Here is a 19292-nt window from a genome sequence, read left to right as displayed (position 1 = left end):
CTCCCTAGAGCTCGGAGACGTCGGTCACGACGGCGGTCAGCTTGTCGCCGGAGCGCTTCGTGCTGGCCATCTCCTCCTGCTGCACCGACGCGGAATCGCCCGTCACCTCGAAGGTGTTGATGATCGGATCTTCGGCGCCCTTGACCTGGTAGGTCACCTCGTACGTCTTGGACGGGTCCAGGTCGCCGTCGCCGGTGTACGTCACGTCGATCCGGTAGGTGATGTTGCAACCGGCGCTGCCGAAGCACTGCTTCCTGAGGACCTTGACCGTGAGCTTGAAGTCGTTCTTCGTCGGGGTGTCGTAGGTGAGAGCGGGCGGCGCGGTCGTCGCGGGCGTGGTGGTCGGCGCCGCGGCGGTGGTCGGGGCGGACGTGGTGGAGAGCGTCTGCGGCGCGGCGGAGACGGCAGCCTTTTCGTCGGACGGCTCTTCACCGCTGCTCGTGGCCAGCAGGGCGCCGCAACCGCCGAAGCAGAGCAGCAGGACCAGCACGGCGGCGCCGGCAATGATCCACCGGACCTGGGGCTCCTTCTGAACGGTGTTCTGCAGAGTGGCGGTGTCCGTCGTCTCGGGCTCGGCCTGGGGCTCGGCCTGCGGGTCCGGCTGGGCCTGGGGCTCGGTCATGGGTTTCTCCTCGTCGAGGCGGTGGTGGGTGGTAGCTGTGCCGGCGGGGCGGTGTAGAGCTGGTGTCGTGGACGGATCAGGCGGAGGGGATGCCGACGACCTCGACCTCGACGCCCTCGTTGCGCAGGGACTTCATCGCCCGGTAGAGCGCGACCTGAGCGAAGGTGAAGAGCGAGTCGACGGTGAGCGGCTTGCCGGTGCCGAGGGCGATCGCATAGATCACCTTGCGTGGGCGGAAGTCCGCCTCGATGAGCCGTGCCGTCGGCTGCTGGCGGACCATCTCGACCAGGGCCTTCCGGGCGTCCGCCTCGTAGCGCAGTGCGTCGACCGATACTTCGCCTTGGGCGAAGAGGTGACTTAGTGCCGAACTTCCCTTGGCCTTCTTGACATGGATCAGTTCGTCGTCCGGGCCAAGTAGGTCGCACGCCTCGATACCGCGGTGGTGCTGGCTCGTCCGCAGCAGGCGCCGGTCCAGCAGCGTCAGACCACCGACATCGGCGGCGTGGGCGTTGTACTCCGCCTCGTCCGTCAGGTCGGTGGTCCATGCCGGGAGCGTGATGCTGGCCGGCACCGCGAGGATCTGCTCGATCTCGGCGCGGAGGAACTCCCGGTGCCGGTCGCCGATCTCGTACCAGCCGCCCTCATGCAGCAGCAGTTGACTCGTGCCGTGTGCGAGCTGGGCGGTGATCCATCCCGACGCGGCGGTCGAGCCGATCTCCTCCTCGCCCGTGGTGTCGGCGTAGAGGGTGATCCGCCCGTTGCAGAGGGAGGCCCACCGCTCGCCCTCCGGCACACCACCGGTCTGGGCGAGGATGTCGGCGAGGGTGAGCTCCGACAGGCGCGCCGCGCTGAGCCCGGACTTGGGCACCCGAAGCTTGTACGACCAGATCCGCTCGATCTCGCCGAGCACCCGGCCCGGTACGGCCAGACCGACCTCGTCCGGGTCCGGTGACGCGAGCAGCACGTCAAGCCGCCCCTCCACCTCGGACAACCGCGGGTCGCGGGACGGGACAGGACGGATCTGGGTGATGAACTCCAGGTCCTCGAAGGGGGCCTCCTGCTTGCAGACCCGATTGATCTCCCGCAGATCGGCGAGCAGGTTCTCGGGCTCCACGCCGAGGTGGATACGCAGGGCATCGCTACCCTCGACCGGGGTGGCCGTGCGGGTGGACCGACAGACCGTCAGGTTCGGGTTGAACGCCCGCCCGCACACCTGGCCGACGATCTCGCCCCACTTGTCGATCCCGTACATCCGAATGTGCTGACCGCCCGGCACCATGTTGCGGTCCACACGGCCGGTGGTGCCGAATACCCGGCGGCGTACCTGCTTGATTTCGTCGGGAGCGAGCGAACGCACCGCGAAGCCGATTCCGAACCCGCTGTTGGCCAGGTCCAGGTCGACCATGTGGCGACCGACGGTGCCGTAGGCCAGCGCGTAGACGTGGTCGTCGACGGCGACGAGCAGCGCGGCACCGCCACTGCTGAACCCGAGGTCGATCGTCTCCCCGGTCAACGAGGCCAGCACATCGCACCAGTCCGCCCGCTGACGCGGCACGGTTCCGTGCACCAGAAGGGCCGGCGCGCCGGCCACCAGTCGCTCCTCGACCGTGAAGTCGTGCTTGCGCAGGTACCGATGGTCCACGGCGTCGTGCAGGCCCTCGGTCGTCGCCGGTACTCGCTCGAGCTGGTAGACCGAGGTCAGATACGTGCCCTCCGGCCGCTCGGGCAGATCGAGGTCGAAGAGCGTCGGCGGATCGTGGCGAGGTCGGGTTACGTCCTTGCGAACGACCCGGCGGTTGGCCGGTCTGGTCGTGGTCGGCGGGTTCGCACGGCGCATGTCGATCTCCTCGCGTCGAGAGTCGGGATGGCGGTTGTGCGGGGAGGATGTGCCGGGGCGGGCGTCGCGGGGCCCGCCCCGGCGCAGGTGGTCAGCTGAGGGCGACCTCGACGCCGCCGGAGAACGGCGAGTCGTGCAGCTCGAGCTTGGCGAGCTTGGCCTTCTTCGGGATGTCGAAGACCACGACGCCGGTGACCTGGTTGCCGGGGTTGATGTCGTTGAGGAACGTCTCGGCGTTCTTGTTGGCGTAGATCGCGGCGCCGGTGTCGGAGGAGTACTCGGTGCCGTCAGCCGCGTACGCCTTCTGGCTGCTGCCGTCGAACATCTGCGCCTCCTTGCCGATGTTCTTCACATTGATCGTGATCAGGCAGAACTGGCCCTGTGCCTTCTCGCCGAGCAGGTCGGTGCCGACCTTGGCGACGCCGCACTTCGACGACTTCACCGTGAACTCGAACTTCCCGTCCCGGGCCGGCTGACCGATCTTGGCGGTCTTCGCCGCCTTCTCCTCACCCTTGGCGGCACCATCGCCGCTGCCCGAGCTGCTCGGGGTGTCGGTGGCCCCGGAGCCGCAGCCCAGCGCGACGACGGCGGTGGCGATCAGGGCGAGAGTGGTGGTCTTGCGCATCGTTGTCCTCCTGGTGTGAACGTTGCGGCGTCAATGAGAGCATCGTCTGTGAACTCTGTCAACACACATCATGCTTGACAGGTGTGACACACTTCGGAGGTGCAGGTGAACCCGACCATCACGGCAGCGGAGATCGCCCGGCTCGCCGGGGTGGGTCGCGCCGCCGTCAGCAACTGGCGGAAACGCCATCCCGACTTCCCGACGCCGGTGGGCGGCACCAGCGCCAGCCCGGAGTTCGACCTCGCCGAGGTCGAGCAGTGGCTGCGCAAGCAGGGCAAGCTCCCCGAGCTGTCCCGCGCCGACCGGCTTTGGCGCCACCTCGCCGCAGTCTCGGAGAGCCCGGTGACCGCACTCGCCGCCGTCGGCGCTCTCTTACTCGCCCGACAGCGCGGCGAACGACCACGCCGCCTCGACGCACCCGTCGCCGACCTGCAACCCGAGATCGAGGCGCTCGCCGAGGAACTCGGCCCGCAGGCCGCGTTCGACGAGCTCTGGCAACGCTTCTCCGCACCCGGCCCCGGCCGCCCCTGGGCCACCCCCGACGAGCTGGCCGACCTGATGGTCGGGCTCGCCGGCGTCGGTGGCGGCTCCGTGCTCGACCCGGCCACCGGCTCCGGCGCCACGCTGCGGGCCGCCGTCCGCGCCGGCTGCACCTCGTCGTACGGGCAGGAACTCGACGAGGACCTCGCCAAGCTGGCCGGACTCTGGCTCGCCCTGCGCGAGGTACCCGGCGAGGTGCGACCCGGCGACTCGCTGCGCGCCGACACCTTCGCCGGCCGCACCGTCGACGCGGTGGTCTGCCACCCGCCGTTCGGCATCACCGCCTGGGGGCACGAAGAACTCGGCTACGACCCGCGATGGGAGTACGGCGTTCCGCCGCGTACCGAACCGGAGTTGGCCTGGGTGCAGCACGCCCTGGCCCACCTGCGACCCGGTGGACACGCCGTCCTGCTGATGCCGCCAGCTGCTGCCGGCCGACGTGCGGGCCGACGGATCCGCGCCCAGCTGCTGAGAGGTGGCGCGCTGCGCGCCGTCATCGCGCTGCCGAGTGGAGTGGCCGCGCCGCACGGCGTACCACTGCACCTGTGGGTGCTGCGGCGGCCCACGGCCGGCGAGCCCGCGCCGGTGCGAGCCCTGTTGGTCGACGCATCCGAGGGCAACCTCTCCGAGCTGTCCGTCCGGGTTCTAGCTGCCTGGCACGGCTTCGCCGCGTCGCCAGAGGCGGAGGTCGAGGAACCGGGCTTCGCCCGCGCGGTGCCGATCATCGAACTGCTCGATGAAGAGGTGGACCTGACCCCCGCGCGCCGCCAACCCACTGCCGGGTCCGAGCAGACGGGTGAGCAGGTGCTACGTACGAGAGAGCGCCTCAGCGCCATCATCACCAACCTGACGGCACTGATGCCGCAGGTCAGCCCAAGACCGGACACCGGCACGACGCTGGCCGTCACCGTTGTCGACCTGGCCCGCAACGGAGCGCTGCAACTGCTCGGCCCGGTCCGTCCGGGTGCTCGTGACACGGACGGACCGCCGACAGATCTACCCGTCCTGCACGCCCACGACGTGGTCGAGGGGAGGGGGCCGTCCTCACCTGGCGACCGGCCTGTCGGCCCGCCGATTCCCCTGGAGCCCGGGGACGTCGTCGTGCCGATGATCGCTCGCCGGATCACCGCTCGCGTCATCACCGACGAGAAGGCGGTGCTCGGGGCCAACATGTACCTGCTGCGGCCCAACCCGGCCGCGCTGGACCCGTGGTTCCTCGCCGGGCAACTGCGCAACTCGGCGAACGAGAGGCAGGCGTCGAGCCTGTCGGGCACACTGCGGTTCGACATCCGGCGGGCGCTCGTTCGGCGGCTGCCGCTGGCGGAGCAGCGGGTCCACGGTGAGGCGTTCCGACAACTCGATGCATTCGAGTCGGCCGTTCGGCAGGCCGCGACGCTGGGGGCTGAACTGGCACAGCTCACCGCGGATGGCCTGGCCCAGGGCAGCCTCCGGCCGGAGAGGGGCGAGCAGTGAGTCCGGAATGCGTCGGATATCTGACAGCGGCAGGGCGCTTCGATGACACACCCGGAAACCTGACAACCGTAGGGGCGTCCAGCGAGGCTGACGTGGCATGACGCCATCGCACGCCCGCCATCGAAGCGGCCGGCAACCGCTCGTGAACGAATGATGACGACCCTCTGAGACTCGGTTGATCATCATCAGCCGAGTAGACGACTACAACGTTGCAGGACGGCGGGCATACTGCTTGCCTTGCGGAATTCTTCAGAACAGGTGGGAACGCCTGGATAGCGGCAGCAAACCCTGACACGTCATACGGGGCGTACAGGACAGCGGTGGTTAGCGGGGATGTAGGGATTGACCGTGGAGATGGAACTGGTGGCGAACAGGTTCCGGCTGCTGAACGCGCTGGGTCGGGGCAACATGGGGGAGGTCCACCGGGCGGAGGACCTTCAGGCGCCGGAGGGCTCGCCGGATCGGGTGGTCGCGGTCAAGCTGATCCTTCGCAGCCGGTCGGGCGCGGTCATCGATTCGAGCGCGGACAGCAAGGCGGTGCAGCGGTTCGAGCGTGAGGCCCGGATCATGCGCAAACTCACGCACCCGAACCTGCCGCGTTCGATCGCCGGTGGCGTCGATGCCTCGGGTCTTCCGTACATCGCCATGGAGTTCCTCGACGGCGAGACGCTGGCGAACCTGATCTCTGAGCAGCCACAGCTGCCGATCTCGTGGGTCGCCGCGGTGGGTGCCCAGGTCGCCGACGCCCTCGCCGCCGCGCACACCGCTGGTGTGATTCACCGCGACCTCAAGCCGTCGAACGTGATGCTCCTGCGCGGTGGCCTGGTCAAGGTTCTTGACTTCGGCATGGGTCGGATCCTCGACGCCGACGAGGCCGAGCGGCTCACCAGCACCGGCGTCACGGTGGGGACGGCCCGCTACATGGCTCCCGAGCAGTTCCGGGCGTCGTCGGTCACCCAGGCCGCCGACCTGTACGCCCTGGGCTGTGTCCTGTTCGAGTTGCTGACCGGCGTGCCGCCGTTCCACAGCGGCTCGGCGCACGAGGTGGGGCAGAAGCACCTGGAGGAACCGCCGCCGCCGGTGCGGGTGCTGCGTTCGGATGTTCCGCCAAGCCTCGAGCGGCTCATCGAGCGTTTGCTCGCCAAGGACCCGGCGGAGCGGCCGGAGGACGCCGTGGCCGTCCGGGAAGCGCTGCTGCCGCTGGTGAAGGGGGAGGAGAAGGTCCCGGGCTGGGACGACTTCAACCCGGTTGGTCGCTTCCGCATCGCCTACACGATCGGTGCCGCCGCCCCCACCCGACCTGCGGCTTCTGAACCAACGGTCATGACCGGCCCGGCCTTGGGCATGGACGTTTTCGGGGTACACCGGCAGCTGATCACCGACTACCGGGCCTTCACCGAGGGCGGCACGATCATCCGCGACGACCGGATCGCCGACTTCGTCGAGCGTGACCTCGACGCGAAGTCGCAGTGGCCCGACCCTTGGCTGTCGCTGAACCCGTTCTTCGCCTCCGGCGGCAGCATGCTCGAGCTCGTCAGCGAGGGTGTGCTGCACCCGGAGTGTGCGCGCATCTTCCAGGCAAACAAGACGGAGGGCGGCACAGACTGCGATGGGCGACCGCTGACGCTGCACCGGCACCAGCGTGAGGCGATCGACAAGGCGCAGTCCGGCGCTTCCTACGTGCTCACCACCGGCACCGGGTCCGGCAAGTCCCTGTCGTACATCGTTCCGATCGTCGACAAGGTGCTCAAGACGCGGGTGCAGGAGGGCCCGAACGCGTCGAAGCGCGTCCGCGCAATCATCGTCTACCCGATGAACGCGCTGGCGAACAGCCAGCTCAAGGAGCTCGACAAGTACCTCTGCGACGGGTACGGGCCGGGCCGGGAGCCGGTGACGTACGCCCGTTACACCGGGCAGGAGAGCGACGAGCGGCGCAAGGAGATCCGGGACAACCCGCCGGACATCCTGCTCACGAACTACGTGATGCTCGAGCTGATGCTGACCCGGCCGGACGACCGCCGGTCGCTCATCAAGATGGCCCGAGGGCTGGAGTTCCTCGTCTTCGACGAGCTGCACACCTACCGTGGCCGCCAGGGTGCCGACGTGGCTCTGCTGATCCGCCGGGTCCGGGAGGCCTGCCAGGCCACCGACCTGCAGTGCATCGGCACCTCCGCCACCATGTCGACCGAGGGCACCCTCGACGACCAGCGCGACGCGGTGGCACGGGTGGCCACCACCCTATTCGGCACCGAGGTCAGCAGCGGCAACGTCATCGGCGAGACGTTGATCCGGGCGACGGCCGAAGCGCCCGACACCGTACCGGTGGAGCGGCTGCGGGCGCCCGGCGCTCCCCGGGCGTACGCGGATCTGGTGGACGACCCGCTGGCCCGCTGGATCGAGACCCGGTTCGGGCTCGCCACGGATCCGGTTACCGGCCAGCTCGTGCGGCAGAAGCCGGCCAAGATCGAGGACGCCGCGCTGGAGCTGGCGAGGGAAAGCGAACTGACCGCCGCCACCTGTGCCCAGGCGATCCGGGCCACGCTCAAGGCCGGCTCCGAGGCTCGTGACCCGGTCACGGAACGGCCGCTTTTCGCGTTCCGGCTGCACCAGTTCCTCTCCAAGGGCGACACCGTCTACGTCACCCTGGAGGACGAACTCACCCGACACCTCACCCGCGAATACCAGCTCGTCCTGCCCGGCTCCGACGGCAAGATCCTCCTGCCGTTGGCCTTCTGTCGTGAGTGCGGCCAGGAGTACCTGACCGTGTGGCGGTCCGAGAAGGACGGCAAGGTCGTGTACGCGCCGCGCCGGGACACCGCCGCGACCGGTGGCTCTGGGGACGACGGCTACCTCTACATCGACTCGGACCGCCCGTGGCCGGCCCACGAGGAAGAGGCGATCGAGGCCCGGCGGATCCCCGAATCGTGGCTGGAGGTCGACGCCGGCGGCCATGAGGTGGTCCGCAGCTCCTACCGACAGCGGCTGCCGCAGGCGATCACCGTGAACCCGCAGGGCTGGGAGGGACACGGCGACCTGAGGGCGGCGTTCATCCCGTCGCCGTTCCTCTTCTGCCTGCACTGCGGCGTGAGCTACGAGCAGACCCGGGGGAAGGACTTCGCCAAGCTCGCCACGCTCGACCAGGAGGGCCGCTCCTCGGCGACCTCGCTGGTGTCGGCGTCGATCGTCCGGTCGCTGATGCAGGCGCCGCCGGAGGCGCTGAACAAGAAGGCGCGCAAGCTGCTCACGTTCGTCGACAACCGGCAGGACGCCTCGCTCCAGGCCGGTCACTTCAACGACTTCGTCCAGGTCACGCAGCTTCGGGGCGCCCTCTACCGGGCGGTGGTCGAGGCGGGCGACGACGGCATTACCCACGAAGACCTCGCCGCGCGGGTCACCGCCGCCCTCGGACTGAGCCTCGGCGACTACGCGCGGGAGGCCGACCTACCGCCCTCGCTGGCCAGCCTGGCGGCGAAGACGCTGCGGGACGTCGTCGCGTTCCGCTTGTATCTCGATCTGGAGCGTGGCTGGCGCATCACCATGCCCAACCTCGAGCAGACCGGCCTCCTGAAGATCGACTATCAGGACCTGGTCTGGCTCGCCGAGAAGCAGGACCGCTGGTCGGGCACCCACGAGAAGCTCCGGGACGCGGAGCCGGAGGACCGCAAAGAGATCATGCGGGTGCTCCTGGACGAGATGCGTCGCGGGCTGGCGATCGACGTCCAGTACTTCCGCGACGACTTCGACTCGCTTCAGCGGGCCAGCGAGGAACGCCTCGTCGACCCCTGGGTGCTCTCCGCCGGCGACAAGCCGAAGGTCGGAGCGGCCTACCCCCAGCCTTCGGGTCGGGGCCTGGACCGGTCGAACCTGTTCCTCTCCGGTCGGGGCAAGGTCGGCAAGTACCTGCGAAGGGTGCACTTCCCCGAGCTGTCGTGGAGCGACGCCCAGGAGCTGATCGCCGACCTGCTGGAGGTGCTCAAGCGGGGCGGCCAGGTCACCGAGGTCACCCAGGTGCCCGAACGCGCCGGTCGGTACCGGCGTTCGGCCGGCACCCCGGCCACCGGCTACCAGGTCTCGGCAGCCGCTCTCATCTGGCGGGCCGGGACGGGTGAGACCGGCAGCCACGACCCGCTGACGCGAACCTACGCGAGTGGCGACGGGCCACGGGTCAACACCTTCTTCCGGGACCTGTACAAGACGGCAGCCGGGACTCTCGCCGGTCTGACCGCCCGGGAGCACACGGCGCAGGTCGACCCCATGGAGCGGGAGCGCCGGGAGGAGGCCTTCCGCAAGGCGGAGCTCAAGCTGCTCTACTGCTCGCCGACGATGGAACTCGGCGTCGACATCTCCGAACTCAACGCCGTGATGATGCGCAACGTCCCGCCGACCCCGGCGAACTACGCCCAGCGCAGCGGTCGTGCCGGCCGGTCGGGACAGCCGGCGCTGGTCACCACGTACTGCGCCACGGGCAACAGCCACGACCAGTACTACTTCCGGCGCTCCGAGCGGATGGTGGCCGGGGCGGTGGCACCTCCTCGGCTTGACCTTGCCAACGAGGACCTGGTGCGCTCGCACGTGCACGCCATCTGGCTGGCCGAGGCGGGGCTCAAGCTTGGCCGGGCGATCCCCGAGACGATCGACATCGCCTACCTCGAGGACAGCCGCCGCCCCGACCCGGCGTTGAAGCTGCACGATCACATCGAAGCGGCCCTGCGGGACTCGCCCGCACAGGAGCGGGCCATGGCCGCGGCCCGGCGAGTGTTCGCCGCGCTGGTGCCGGAGTTCGAGAAGTCGACCTGGTGGGACGACAACTGGATCGAGGACACCGTCCGGACCACGCCGGAGCGGTTCAACGGCGCGTTCGACCGCTGGCGGGACCTGTTCCGGGCGGCGCTCGTCGACCAGGCCGAGCAGAACCGGCGCGTCCTCGACCACACCCTCTCCGAGCGCGACCGGCGAATCGCCGTCGGACGACGCAAGGAGGCCGAGACGCAGCTCAACCTGCTCAAGAACGAGACGGTGGAGAACCGGTCGGTGCTCTCGGACTTCAACCCGTACCGGTACCTGGCCAGCGAGGGCTTCCTGCCGGGCTACTCGTTCCCCCGCCTGCCGCTGGCCGCGTACGTGCCGACCACCGGCCGCCGCTCCGGTGACGGCGACTACCTGCAGCGCCCGCGCTTCCTCGCCATCCGGGAGTTCGGGCCGGGCGCGCTCATCTACCACGAAGGTGCCCGCTATCAGGTCACCCGCATCCAGTTGCCGCCGGACGCGGCCGGCGAGGTGGTGACGAGCCAGGCCCGGCGCTGCACCAGTTGCGGCTACCACCACGACGCGCGGGGCGGCGCGGTCCGCTGCGAGATGTGCGACGAGCCGCTCGGTGACACTACCTACGGCCTGCTGCACCTGCACACCGTCTACACCAAGCGCCGGGAACGGATCTCCTCCGACGAGGAGGAGCGGCGCCGGGCGGGCTTCCGGCTGGTGACCTCGTACCGCTTCCAGGACCACGGTGCCCGGGCCGGACGGCAGGACGCGGTTGTGTCGGACGGCGACGACCGGCTCGCCACCCTGTCGTACGGCGACTCGGCGACCGTCCGCATCACCAACACCGGTCGGGTCCGCGCCAAGCAGGACGAGCCCGACGGCTTCTGGCTCGACCCGGCGGACGGGCGGTGGATGAACGAACGCGACGCCAGCGAGGCGTCCGGCGACTCCAGCGAGATGCCGGTGGTCGACGCCGACGGCAACGAGAAGCGCCGCAAGAAGCGGGTCATCCCGTACGTCGAGGACCGCCGGAACATCCTCGTCCTCAAGCTCGACGAGCCGGTGGAGCACGACGTCGCGCTCACCCTGATGTACGCCCTCGAGCGCGGCATTGAAGCGGCCTTCGAGCTGGAGGACTCGGAACTCACCACCGAGCTGCTTCCGCCGGACGACGGTCCCCGCGACCGGATGCTTTTCACGGAGGCGGCCGAAGGCGGCGCCGGCGTACTCCGGCTCATGCAGTCGGATTCGACGGCGCTGGCCCGGGCCGCCGCCACGGCGCTGGACATCTGCCACTTCGAGTCAGACGGCACCGACCGGGGCGGGCCGCACAAGGACCGCCCGTGCGCCTGGGGCTGCTACGAGTGCCTGCTTACCTACGGCAACCAGCTCAACCACCAGTCGATCAACCGGCACCTGGTCCGCGACCTGCTGCTGCGGTTCGCCGGTGCGGCGGCGCGGACCACCGGCGAGGGCGAGTCCCGCACCGAGCAGCTGGCCCGGCTCACCGCGCAGTCGGACACCAAGCTGGAGGGGAAGCTGATCGCCTGGCTGAAGGAGCGCGGCCTCCGGCTGCCGGACGACGCGCAGGTCTTCGTCACCGAGGCGCTGGCCCGCCCCGACTACGTCTACCGCCTGCCCGGGGCGAACGTCGCCGTGTTCGTTGACGGACCGGTCCACGAGCACGCGGCGGTCGCCGAACGCGACCGTGAGGCGGAGGAGCGTCTGTTCGACATGGGCTGGGACGTCGTGCGGTTCCCGCACGACGCCGACTGGTCCGCGATCGCCGCCAAGAACAAGCGCTACTTCGGCACCGGCGCCACCGCCTGACCACCCGACCGCCACTCACTTTGACGATGACGCGAGGAACAGCTTCATGACCACCTTCAGCGCCGGAACGCTGGTTTCCGCCCGGGGCCGCGACTGGGTCGTGCTGCCCGAGAGCGCCCCCGACATGCTGGTCCTGCGACCGCTGGGCGGCGCCGACGACGACATCGCCGCCGTCTTCCCCGCCTTCGAGCAGGTGAAGAGCGCCGAGTTCGCCCCGCCCACCCCGTCGGACCTCGGCGACGCGTACGCGGCGAGCCTGCTTCGCTCCGCGCTGCGGATCGGCTTCCGCTCCGGTGCCGGTCCGTTCCGCTCGCTCGCCGGGATCGCCGTCGAGCCACGCGCCTACCAGCTCGTGCCGCTGCTGATGGCGCTGCGGCAGCGGACAGTGCGGATGCTGATCTCCGACGATGTCGGTATCGGCAAGACCGTCGAGGCCGGCCTGATCGCCAGCGAGCTGCTGGCCCAGGGGAGTGCCAGCAAGCTCGCCGTGCTCTGCTCGCCTGCGCTGGCCGAGCAGTGGCAGGCGGAGCTGCGTACCAAGTTCGGCATCGACGCCGAGCTGGTGCTGGCCTCCACGGTGTCCAAGCTGGAGCGCGGGCTGGACCTGGGCCAGTCGCTGTTCGACAAGCATCCGCACGTCATTGTCTCTACCGACTTCATCAAGTCCACCCGGCACCGCGACGACTTCGTCCGCCACTGTCCGGACCTGGTCATCGTCGACGAGGCCCACACCTGCGTCGCCGCCGACGACAACACCTCGGCCCAGAACCAGCTCCGCTTCGAGCTGCTGCAGCGCGTCGCCGCCGACACCGAACGCCACCTGTTGCTGGTCACGGCGACCCCGCACAGCGGCAAGGAGAGCGCCTTCCGCAACCTGCTCGGCCTGGTCCGGCCGGAGCTCGCCACTGTCGACCTCGGCTCGGAGGCCGGTCGGCGGATGCTCGCCCAGCACTTCGTGCACCGCAAGCGCGCCGACGTGCGGCAGTACCTCACCAGGGAAGACGGCCTGGCAGACGACAGCCTCGCCGAGGAGACGGCCTTTCCGTCCGACCGAGAGTTCAAGGACGAGACCTACAAGCTCTCCCCGGCCTACCGGGCGCTGCTCAACGACGCCATCGCGTACGCCAGCGAGCGGGTGACCGCCGCGGACAGCCGTGGCCGGCGGGAGGCCCGTATCGCCTGGTGGTCGGCGATCGCCCTGCTGCGCTCGCTGGTGTCCTCGCCGCGTGCCGCCGCGCAGACCCTGCGCACCCGCTCGGCGACCGCGACCGCCGTCACCGCTGAGGAGGCCGACCGGCTCGGCGCTCCGCTGACCAGTGACTTCTCCGACACCGACGCGCTGGAAGGGCTGGACGTCGCCCCCGGCGCCGAGACCGGCGGCGTGGAGGTCGACGCGGGCCGGCGGCTCGCCGAACTCGCCGACCGGGCGGCCGAGCTGGAGGGACCGGCGGAGGACAAGAAGCTGGCGGCGCTGGTCAAGCACCTCAAGGACCTGCTCAAGGAGGGCTACCACCCGATCGTCTTCTGCCGCTACATCCCCACCGCCGAGTACGTCGCCGAGCACCTGGAGGGCGCACTGGGCAAGAAGACCGTGGTGCGCGCCGTCACCGGCACCCTCTCCCCGCAGCAGCGCCTGCAGCGCATCGAGGAACTCGCCGAGGCAGCCGGCGACGACCCCGCCGCCCGCCGCGTCCTCATCGCCACCGACTGCCTCTCCGAGGGCGTCAACCTCCAGCACCACTTCGACGCCGTCGTCCACTACGACCTCGCCTGGAACCCCACCCGTCACGACCAGCGGGAGGGCCGGGTCGACCGGTACGGCCAGAAGCGCGACGTGGTCCGGGTCATCAGCCTCTGGGGCAGCGACAACGGCATCGACGGCAAGGTCCTCGACGTCCTGATCCGCAAGCACCGGCAGATCCGCAAGGACCTCGGCGTCTCCGTCTCCGTCCCCGACGCGGCCTCGCAGGGCGTGACCGACGCGATCGTGGAGTGGCTGTTGCTGCGCGGCCAGGAGCAGGAGCAGGGCAGCCTCTTCGACGTCGAGGAGTACCGCGCGATCGACAAGAAGGCCGCCGCCCTGGCGACCGAGTGGCAGTCCGCCGCCGAGAAGGAGAAGACGTCCCGGTCCCGGTTCGCCCAGCACACCATCCGGCCGGACGAGGTGGCCCGGGAGGTCGCCGCGATCCGCGACACGCTCGGCCGGGCCGCCGAGATCCGCGATTTCGTACGCCAGGCGCTGCGCGCGCTCGACGGGGTGCTGCGCGACGAGCCGGGCGGAGCGGGCGACTTCACTGCCGACGTGAGCGGCACGCCAGCTGGGCTCCGCGACGCGCTCGCCCCGGTGCTCGGCGGTGACGCCGTCGAGTCGGGTCGGCCGGTCCCGTTCCGGGCCACGGCGGCCGTCGCGCGCGGCGAGGCCGCTCTGGTCCGCACCGACCCGGCGGTGGTGGCGCTCGCTGGGTATGTGCTCAACGCCGCCCTCGACGACCAGGTCAGCGGCCCGCGCCCGGCCCGCCGCTGCGGCGTCATCCGCACCCGGGCCGTCGCCGGCCGCACCACGCTGCTGCTGGTCCGCTACCGCTTCCACCTCACCCTGCCGTCCCGCGCCGGGGCGCGGCAGCTCGTCGCCGAGGACGCCCGGCTGCTCGCCTTCGCCGGCGCCCCTGCCAACGCCACCTGGCTGCCCACCGCGGACGCTTTGAAGCTGCTCGACGCGACCGCCGACGAGAACACCGACCCCGACTTCGGCGAGCGCACCATGAGCCGGATCCTCGACGGGCTGCCCGAGGTCACCGACCACCTTGAGGCGTACGGCGAGGAGCTGGCCGGCGAACTGCTCGCCTCGCACCGCCGGGTGCGCAGCGCCGCCGGCGAGATCGTCCGCGGCCTCACCGTCACCGTGCAGAAGCCCGCCGACATCCTCGGCGCGTACGTCTACCTGCCCGCGTCCACCCCCGCTCCCACCGCCGCCGGAGGCAACGCCTGATGTCCGCCACCGCCCGCAACCAGGTCTTCTCCGCCGTCCACACCATCGGTGGGCTGATCCCTGTCGACATGCTGGTCAGGATCGCCGAGGGCAAGGACGTCAGCGGCTCCAAGCCCGCCGACTACCGGGTGATCGGCTCGCGATCGGTCCGCGACGACGCCGAGCGGCACTGGGACTACCTCAAGTCGGTGTGGAAGGAACTGCGCGACCGGCTCCCCGTCGCCCCGGAGGCCGAGGCTTCCGCCGACCCCACCGGCCTGGCGGTCACCCAGTGGCTGGAACCGCTCTTCGCGGAGCTGGGCTTCGGCCGGTTGACCGCCCTTGGCGCCACCGGCATCACCTCCGACGACGGTGCCAAGACGTTCGCGATCAGCCACCGCTGGAACCACGTCCCGATCCACCTGGCCCCATGGAATGCCGCGCTGGACAAGCGGCCCGCCGGCGCGGGCAGTGTGCCGCCGCAGTCGCTGGTGCAGGAGCTGCTGAACCGCTCCGAGGCACACCTCTGGGGTGTTCTCACCAACGGCCGCCAGCTGCGGCTGCTGCGCGACTCCAGCGCGCTCGCCACCGCCGCCTATGTCGAGTTCGACCTGGAGGCGATCTTCGACGGCGAGCTGTTCAGCGAGTTCGTGCTGCTGTATCGGCTGCTGCACGTCTCCCGCTTCGAGGTTGCCGAGGGCGCCGCGCCGTCGACGTGCTGGCTGGAGAAGTGGCGCACCGAGGCGATCACCGCTGGCACCCGGGCGCTTGACCAGCTCCGCAAGGGCGTCCAGGACGCAATCACCGCGCTGGGCACGGGCTTCCTGCGCCACCTCGACAACAGGGCGCTGCGGGAAAACGTCGACCCGCAGGCCCTGCACAACGCGCTGCTGCGCCTGGTCTACCGGCTGCTCTTCCTCTTCGTCGCCGAGGACCGCGACGCGCTGCATCACCCGGACGCCGACGAGCAGGCTCGGAAGCGATACGGGACGTACTTCTCGTCGGACCGGCTGCGGGCGCAGGCGCGACGCCGCCGGGGCACGACGCACAGCGACCTCTACCAGGCGCTGCGGATCGTGCTCGATGCGCTCGGCGACGAGAACGGACGCCCGGAGCTGGGCCTGCCCGGCCTCGGCGGCCTCTTCGACTACGACGAGGTTGCAGACAAGCCGCTGAAGGGCCTGTCGCTGTCGAACGACTACCTGCTGACGGCCGTCCGGCACCTCTCATTGGTACGGGACGCCGGCTCGCGCCGGTGGCGGTCGGTCGACTACCGCAACCTGGATGCCGAGGAGCTGGGCTCGATCTACGAGTCCCTGCTGGAACTGGTGCCAAAGCACAGCGCCGTGGACCGCACCTTCGAGCTGGTCGAACTCGCCGGCAACACCCGCAAGACCACCGGCTCCTACTACACGCCATCCTCGCTGATCGACTGCCTGCTCGATTCGGCGCTCGATCCGGTGATCGATGACGCGGTGAAGCGCGGCGAGCAGGCCGCCACGGCGGCCGGACAGCCCGACCCGAGCGACGCCATCGTCAACGAACTGCTATCGCTCACCGTCTGCGACCCGGCCTGCGGCTCCGGCCACTTCCTGGTCGCGGCGGCCCGCCGGATCGCCAAGCGAGTCGCCGCCGTCCGCGAACGCAACCCGGAACCGACCGTCGTCGTCGTACGCCACGCCCTGCACGAGGTCGTAGCGCGCTGCATCTACGGCGTGGACCTGAACCCGATGGCCGTCGAACTGGCCAAGGTGTCGCTGTGGATGGAAGCCTTGGAGCCGGGCAAGCCGCTGAGCTTCCTCGACGCCCACATCAAGTGCGGCAACGCACTGATCGGCGCCACGCCCGCGCTGCTCAAGCGCAGCATCCCCGACGAGGCGTTCAAGCCCATCGAGGGCGACGACAAGGCGTTCGCCAGGGGCTTGGAAAAGCAGAACGCGCAGCAACGAGCGAACCAGGCCAGTTTGTTCGACTTGGACGCCGAGGCGAAGGTGGCCAACACGGTCTTCGCCCAGGACCTGCGTCGTATCACGACGGCACCCGCAGACACCCTCGGCGACGTCCGTCGGCAGGCGTCCGAGTACCGGACCTGGAAGACCTCCGCCGAGTACGCCCGTGCCGTGCACGTCGCCGACGCCTGGTGCGCCGCGTTCATGTGGAAAAAGACATCGGCTACCCCGCCTGCCGTCACGCACGCTGTCTTCCGCGCGCTGGAGGATCCCGACGCCTCGGCCGCCCCGCAGGCGACCCACGACGAGATCGCACGGCTGCGCCAGCAGTACCGGTTCTTCCACTGGCACCTGGAGTTCCCGGAGGTCTTCGAGGTTCCAGAGCACAGCACCGGCATCGACCCAGCGACTGGATGGATCGGCGGTTTCGACTGCCTTCTCGGCAACCCGCCGTGGGATCAAGTCCAAGTTGACGCAAGGGAGTTCTTCGCGACTCGCAACACGAAAATCGCTGAGGCAGCCAACATGGCGACTCGGACTCGGATGATAAAGAAGCTTGAGGCCGACGATCCGGAACTCTTTGCAGAGTTCGCCAATGAGAAGCGGAAGAATGACGGCTTCAAGCATTTCGCGCATTCGTCGGCCAGGTTTCCGTTGACTGCCTATGGCCGCCTCAATACGTACTCGCTTTTCGCTGAACATGTCCGATCGGTCACCGGGCCACGGGGGCGCGCCGGTCAGATCGTGCCATCGGGCATTGCAACGGACTCGTTCAACCAGTACTTCTTCAACGATCTGGTGACCAGCGGATCAATCTCAGCGCTTTACGACTTTGAAAATGCGGCACCGCTATTCCCTAGCGTACATCGGTCGTTCAAGTTCAGCACCCTGTCCCTCGCCGGGCGCGCTCGCCGTGAGCCAGCTGCCAAATTTGCATTCTTCCTTCGCGATCCGGCAGAACTTGGCGACGCCGACAAAGCTTTCACCCTTACGCCGGAGGAGATCACTCTACTCAACCCGAACACAGGCACATGTCCGGTCTTCCGCTCCCGCCGCGACGCGGAGATCAATATCCAGATTTACCGAAGGGTACCAGTCTTCATTCAGGACGCCACAGGTGCTGATGGTAGTCGAAACCCGTGGGCGGCCAAGCTTCAGCTAATGTTCATGATGAACTCGGTTTCTGAGATCTTTGAAGACGCCGAAACCCTTCGCGAGAAAGGCGCAACTCGGCGCGGGAACATCTACCTCGTGGACGAAGCGAACTATCTTCCTTTGTATGAGGCCAAGATGGTGGGGCCATACGACCACAGAGCGGCCGATGTCAAGAAGAGCGATACGGCCACCGTGCGTCAAAACCAACCAAGTTACCTCACGCCCGCCGAGCACGAGGACCCGAACCGCCTAGCAACCCCGATCTCCTGGGTCTCTGAGCGCGAAGTATCCAAACGAATCGGAGAGGCAGCGTGGCTTGCAGCCTTTTGTGATGTAACCAGTCCAACCAATGAACGAACCGTGCTCGCATCTATGATCCCTCGCGCAGCGGCTGGGGACACACTACCTGTCGTTCTCTGTGAGAAGAGCCATCTTCTCGTCAGTGTCCTTAACTCCTTCGTGTTCGACTACATTGCTCGCCAGAAGGTCGCGGGCCTTCACCTCCGCTTCGCCTATTTCAAGCAGCTGCCCATTATCGATCCGTCAGTCATCGCCGCCCACCGAGAATTCATTGAGAAGCGGGTCCTTGAACTTACCTACACGGCACATGACGTGATGCCTTTCGCCTCCAGTTTGGGAGATGTTGGCGGCCCCTTCGTCTGGAACGAGGCACGACGCGCGACCATGCGTGCCGAGTTGGATGCCCTCTTTTTTCACCTCTATGGCATCAGTCGGGACGACGTGGACTACATCATGGAGACGTTCCCGATCGTCAAGCGCAAGGACGAGGCGAAGTACGGCACGTACCGGACCAAGGACCTGATCCTTGCCGAGTATGACCGGATGGCCGTCGCCGGCGTCAGCCTGACGAACCCGCTGACTGACGGTGAGAACTACAGGTCAACCCTCAACCCGCCGCCCGGGCGCGGCCCCCGCCATCCGGCGGCCCCTGCGATCCCTCGGTAGCGTGCGGCGAAGTCCTACTCTCAGTCGGCAAGCCAGAGTCGACCCGGGGAGGGAGCGCCGACGAGAGGGCGTCCAGGACGAAGCCCTGGACGCCCTCTGCGCATCTCTTGTGGAGGAACCCCATCTGTCCGACCGGTTGTAGTGAAATCGCAACCTGAGTGTCGCGCTGTCGCTGGGTCTGCTCGGACGAGCGGGGGGCTCACGGCCGCCCATTGCTTGCTAACAGGGTTAGCCAGGAGGCTGCCGGTGGTCTTCGACCGGCCGACCCGTGAGCTATGAGTCCTGCTCCGAAGTATTGGCGACGAAAACACCGATGCCCATGCGGCCGACCAGCTCGCCAAGCTCGATCATGGAATCCAACGCGCGCCGGACGGTCACGTGGCTCGTGTCGTACTCCTCGGCGAGGAGGCGAGCGGACGGAAGCTTGCTGCCCGCCGGGTAGATGCCAGCCCGAATCTTCGCGCGTAGATCATCTCTGATCTGGCGCCAGAGCGGCTGGGCGTACGGCATGGGATCAGGGAAGCACCCACGCGAAGGATCATGTAAAGCATCCCCCTCCTACCTTT

General features: G+C 68.8%; 8 protein-coding genes. 4 read left to right on the top strand and 4 right to left on the bottom strand.

Annotated elements, in window-relative coordinates:
* Positions 1-4: 4 nt before the first annotated feature.
* The 3 genes from AC1WTP_RS25535 to AC1WTP_RS25525 form a co-directional block, all read right to left on the bottom strand.
* On the bottom strand, positions 5-622 hold the full coding sequence (locus AC1WTP_RS25535; RefSeq protein WP_481651809.1) for a hypothetical protein: 618 nt from the start codon (positions 620-622) through the stop codon (positions 5-7).
* Positions 623-698: 76 nt separating this feature from the next.
* The gene (locus AC1WTP_RS25530; protein WP_481651808.1) at positions 699-2459 is read right to left on the bottom strand and encodes a DUF6119 family protein; all 1761 of its coding nucleotides are present in this window, start codon (positions 2457-2459) and stop codon (positions 699-701) included.
* Positions 2460-2550: 91 nt separating this feature from the next.
* On the bottom strand, positions 2551-3084 hold the full coding sequence (locus AC1WTP_RS25525) for a DUF4352 domain-containing protein (protein WP_481651807.1): 534 nt from the start codon (positions 3082-3084) through the stop codon (positions 2551-2553).
* Positions 3085-3183: 99 nt separating this feature from the next.
* On the opposite strand from AC1WTP_RS25525, the gene AC1WTP_RS25520 reads away from it, so the two are divergent.
* From AC1WTP_RS25520 to AC1WTP_RS25505, 4 genes are all read left to right on the top strand, one after another.
* Positions 3184-5097 carry an N-6 DNA methylase gene (locus tag AC1WTP_RS25520; protein WP_481651806.1) on the top strand — a complete coding sequence of 638 codons (1914 nt, stop codon included), beginning with the start codon at positions 3184-3186 and terminating at the stop codon, positions 5095-5097.
* Between the two features lie 354 nt (positions 5098-5451).
* Positions 5452-11688 (top strand): protein kinase domain-containing protein, encoded by a 6237-nt coding sequence (locus tag AC1WTP_RS25515; RefSeq protein ID WP_481651844.1) that lies wholly within the window; start codon positions 5452-5454, stop codon positions 11686-11688.
* A gap of 46 nt (positions 11689-11734) precedes the next feature.
* Positions 11735-14677 (top strand): helicase-related protein, encoded by a 2943-nt coding sequence (locus AC1WTP_RS25510; RefSeq protein ID WP_481651805.1) that lies wholly within the window; start codon positions 11735-11737, stop codon positions 14675-14677.
* Positions 14677-18726: an Eco57I restriction-modification methylase domain-containing protein gene (locus AC1WTP_RS25505; protein WP_481651804.1), complete on the top strand. Its 4050-nt coding sequence runs from the start codon at positions 14677-14679 to the stop codon at positions 18724-18726. The genes AC1WTP_RS25510 and AC1WTP_RS25505 overlap by 1 nt, the downstream gene beginning before the upstream one ends.
* Positions 18727-18999: 273 nt before the next feature.
* Here the strand turns inward: AC1WTP_RS25505 and AC1WTP_RS25500 are convergent, their stop codons facing one another.
* On the bottom strand, positions 19000-19236 hold the full coding sequence (locus AC1WTP_RS25500; protein WP_481651803.1) for a GntR family transcriptional regulator: 237 nt from the start codon (positions 19234-19236) through the stop codon (positions 19000-19002).
* Positions 19237-19292: the final 56 nt, after the last annotated feature.

The organism is Micromonospora sp. R311 (assembly GCF_056780015.1).
This window is presented reverse-complemented; position numbering and strand designations above follow the sequence as displayed.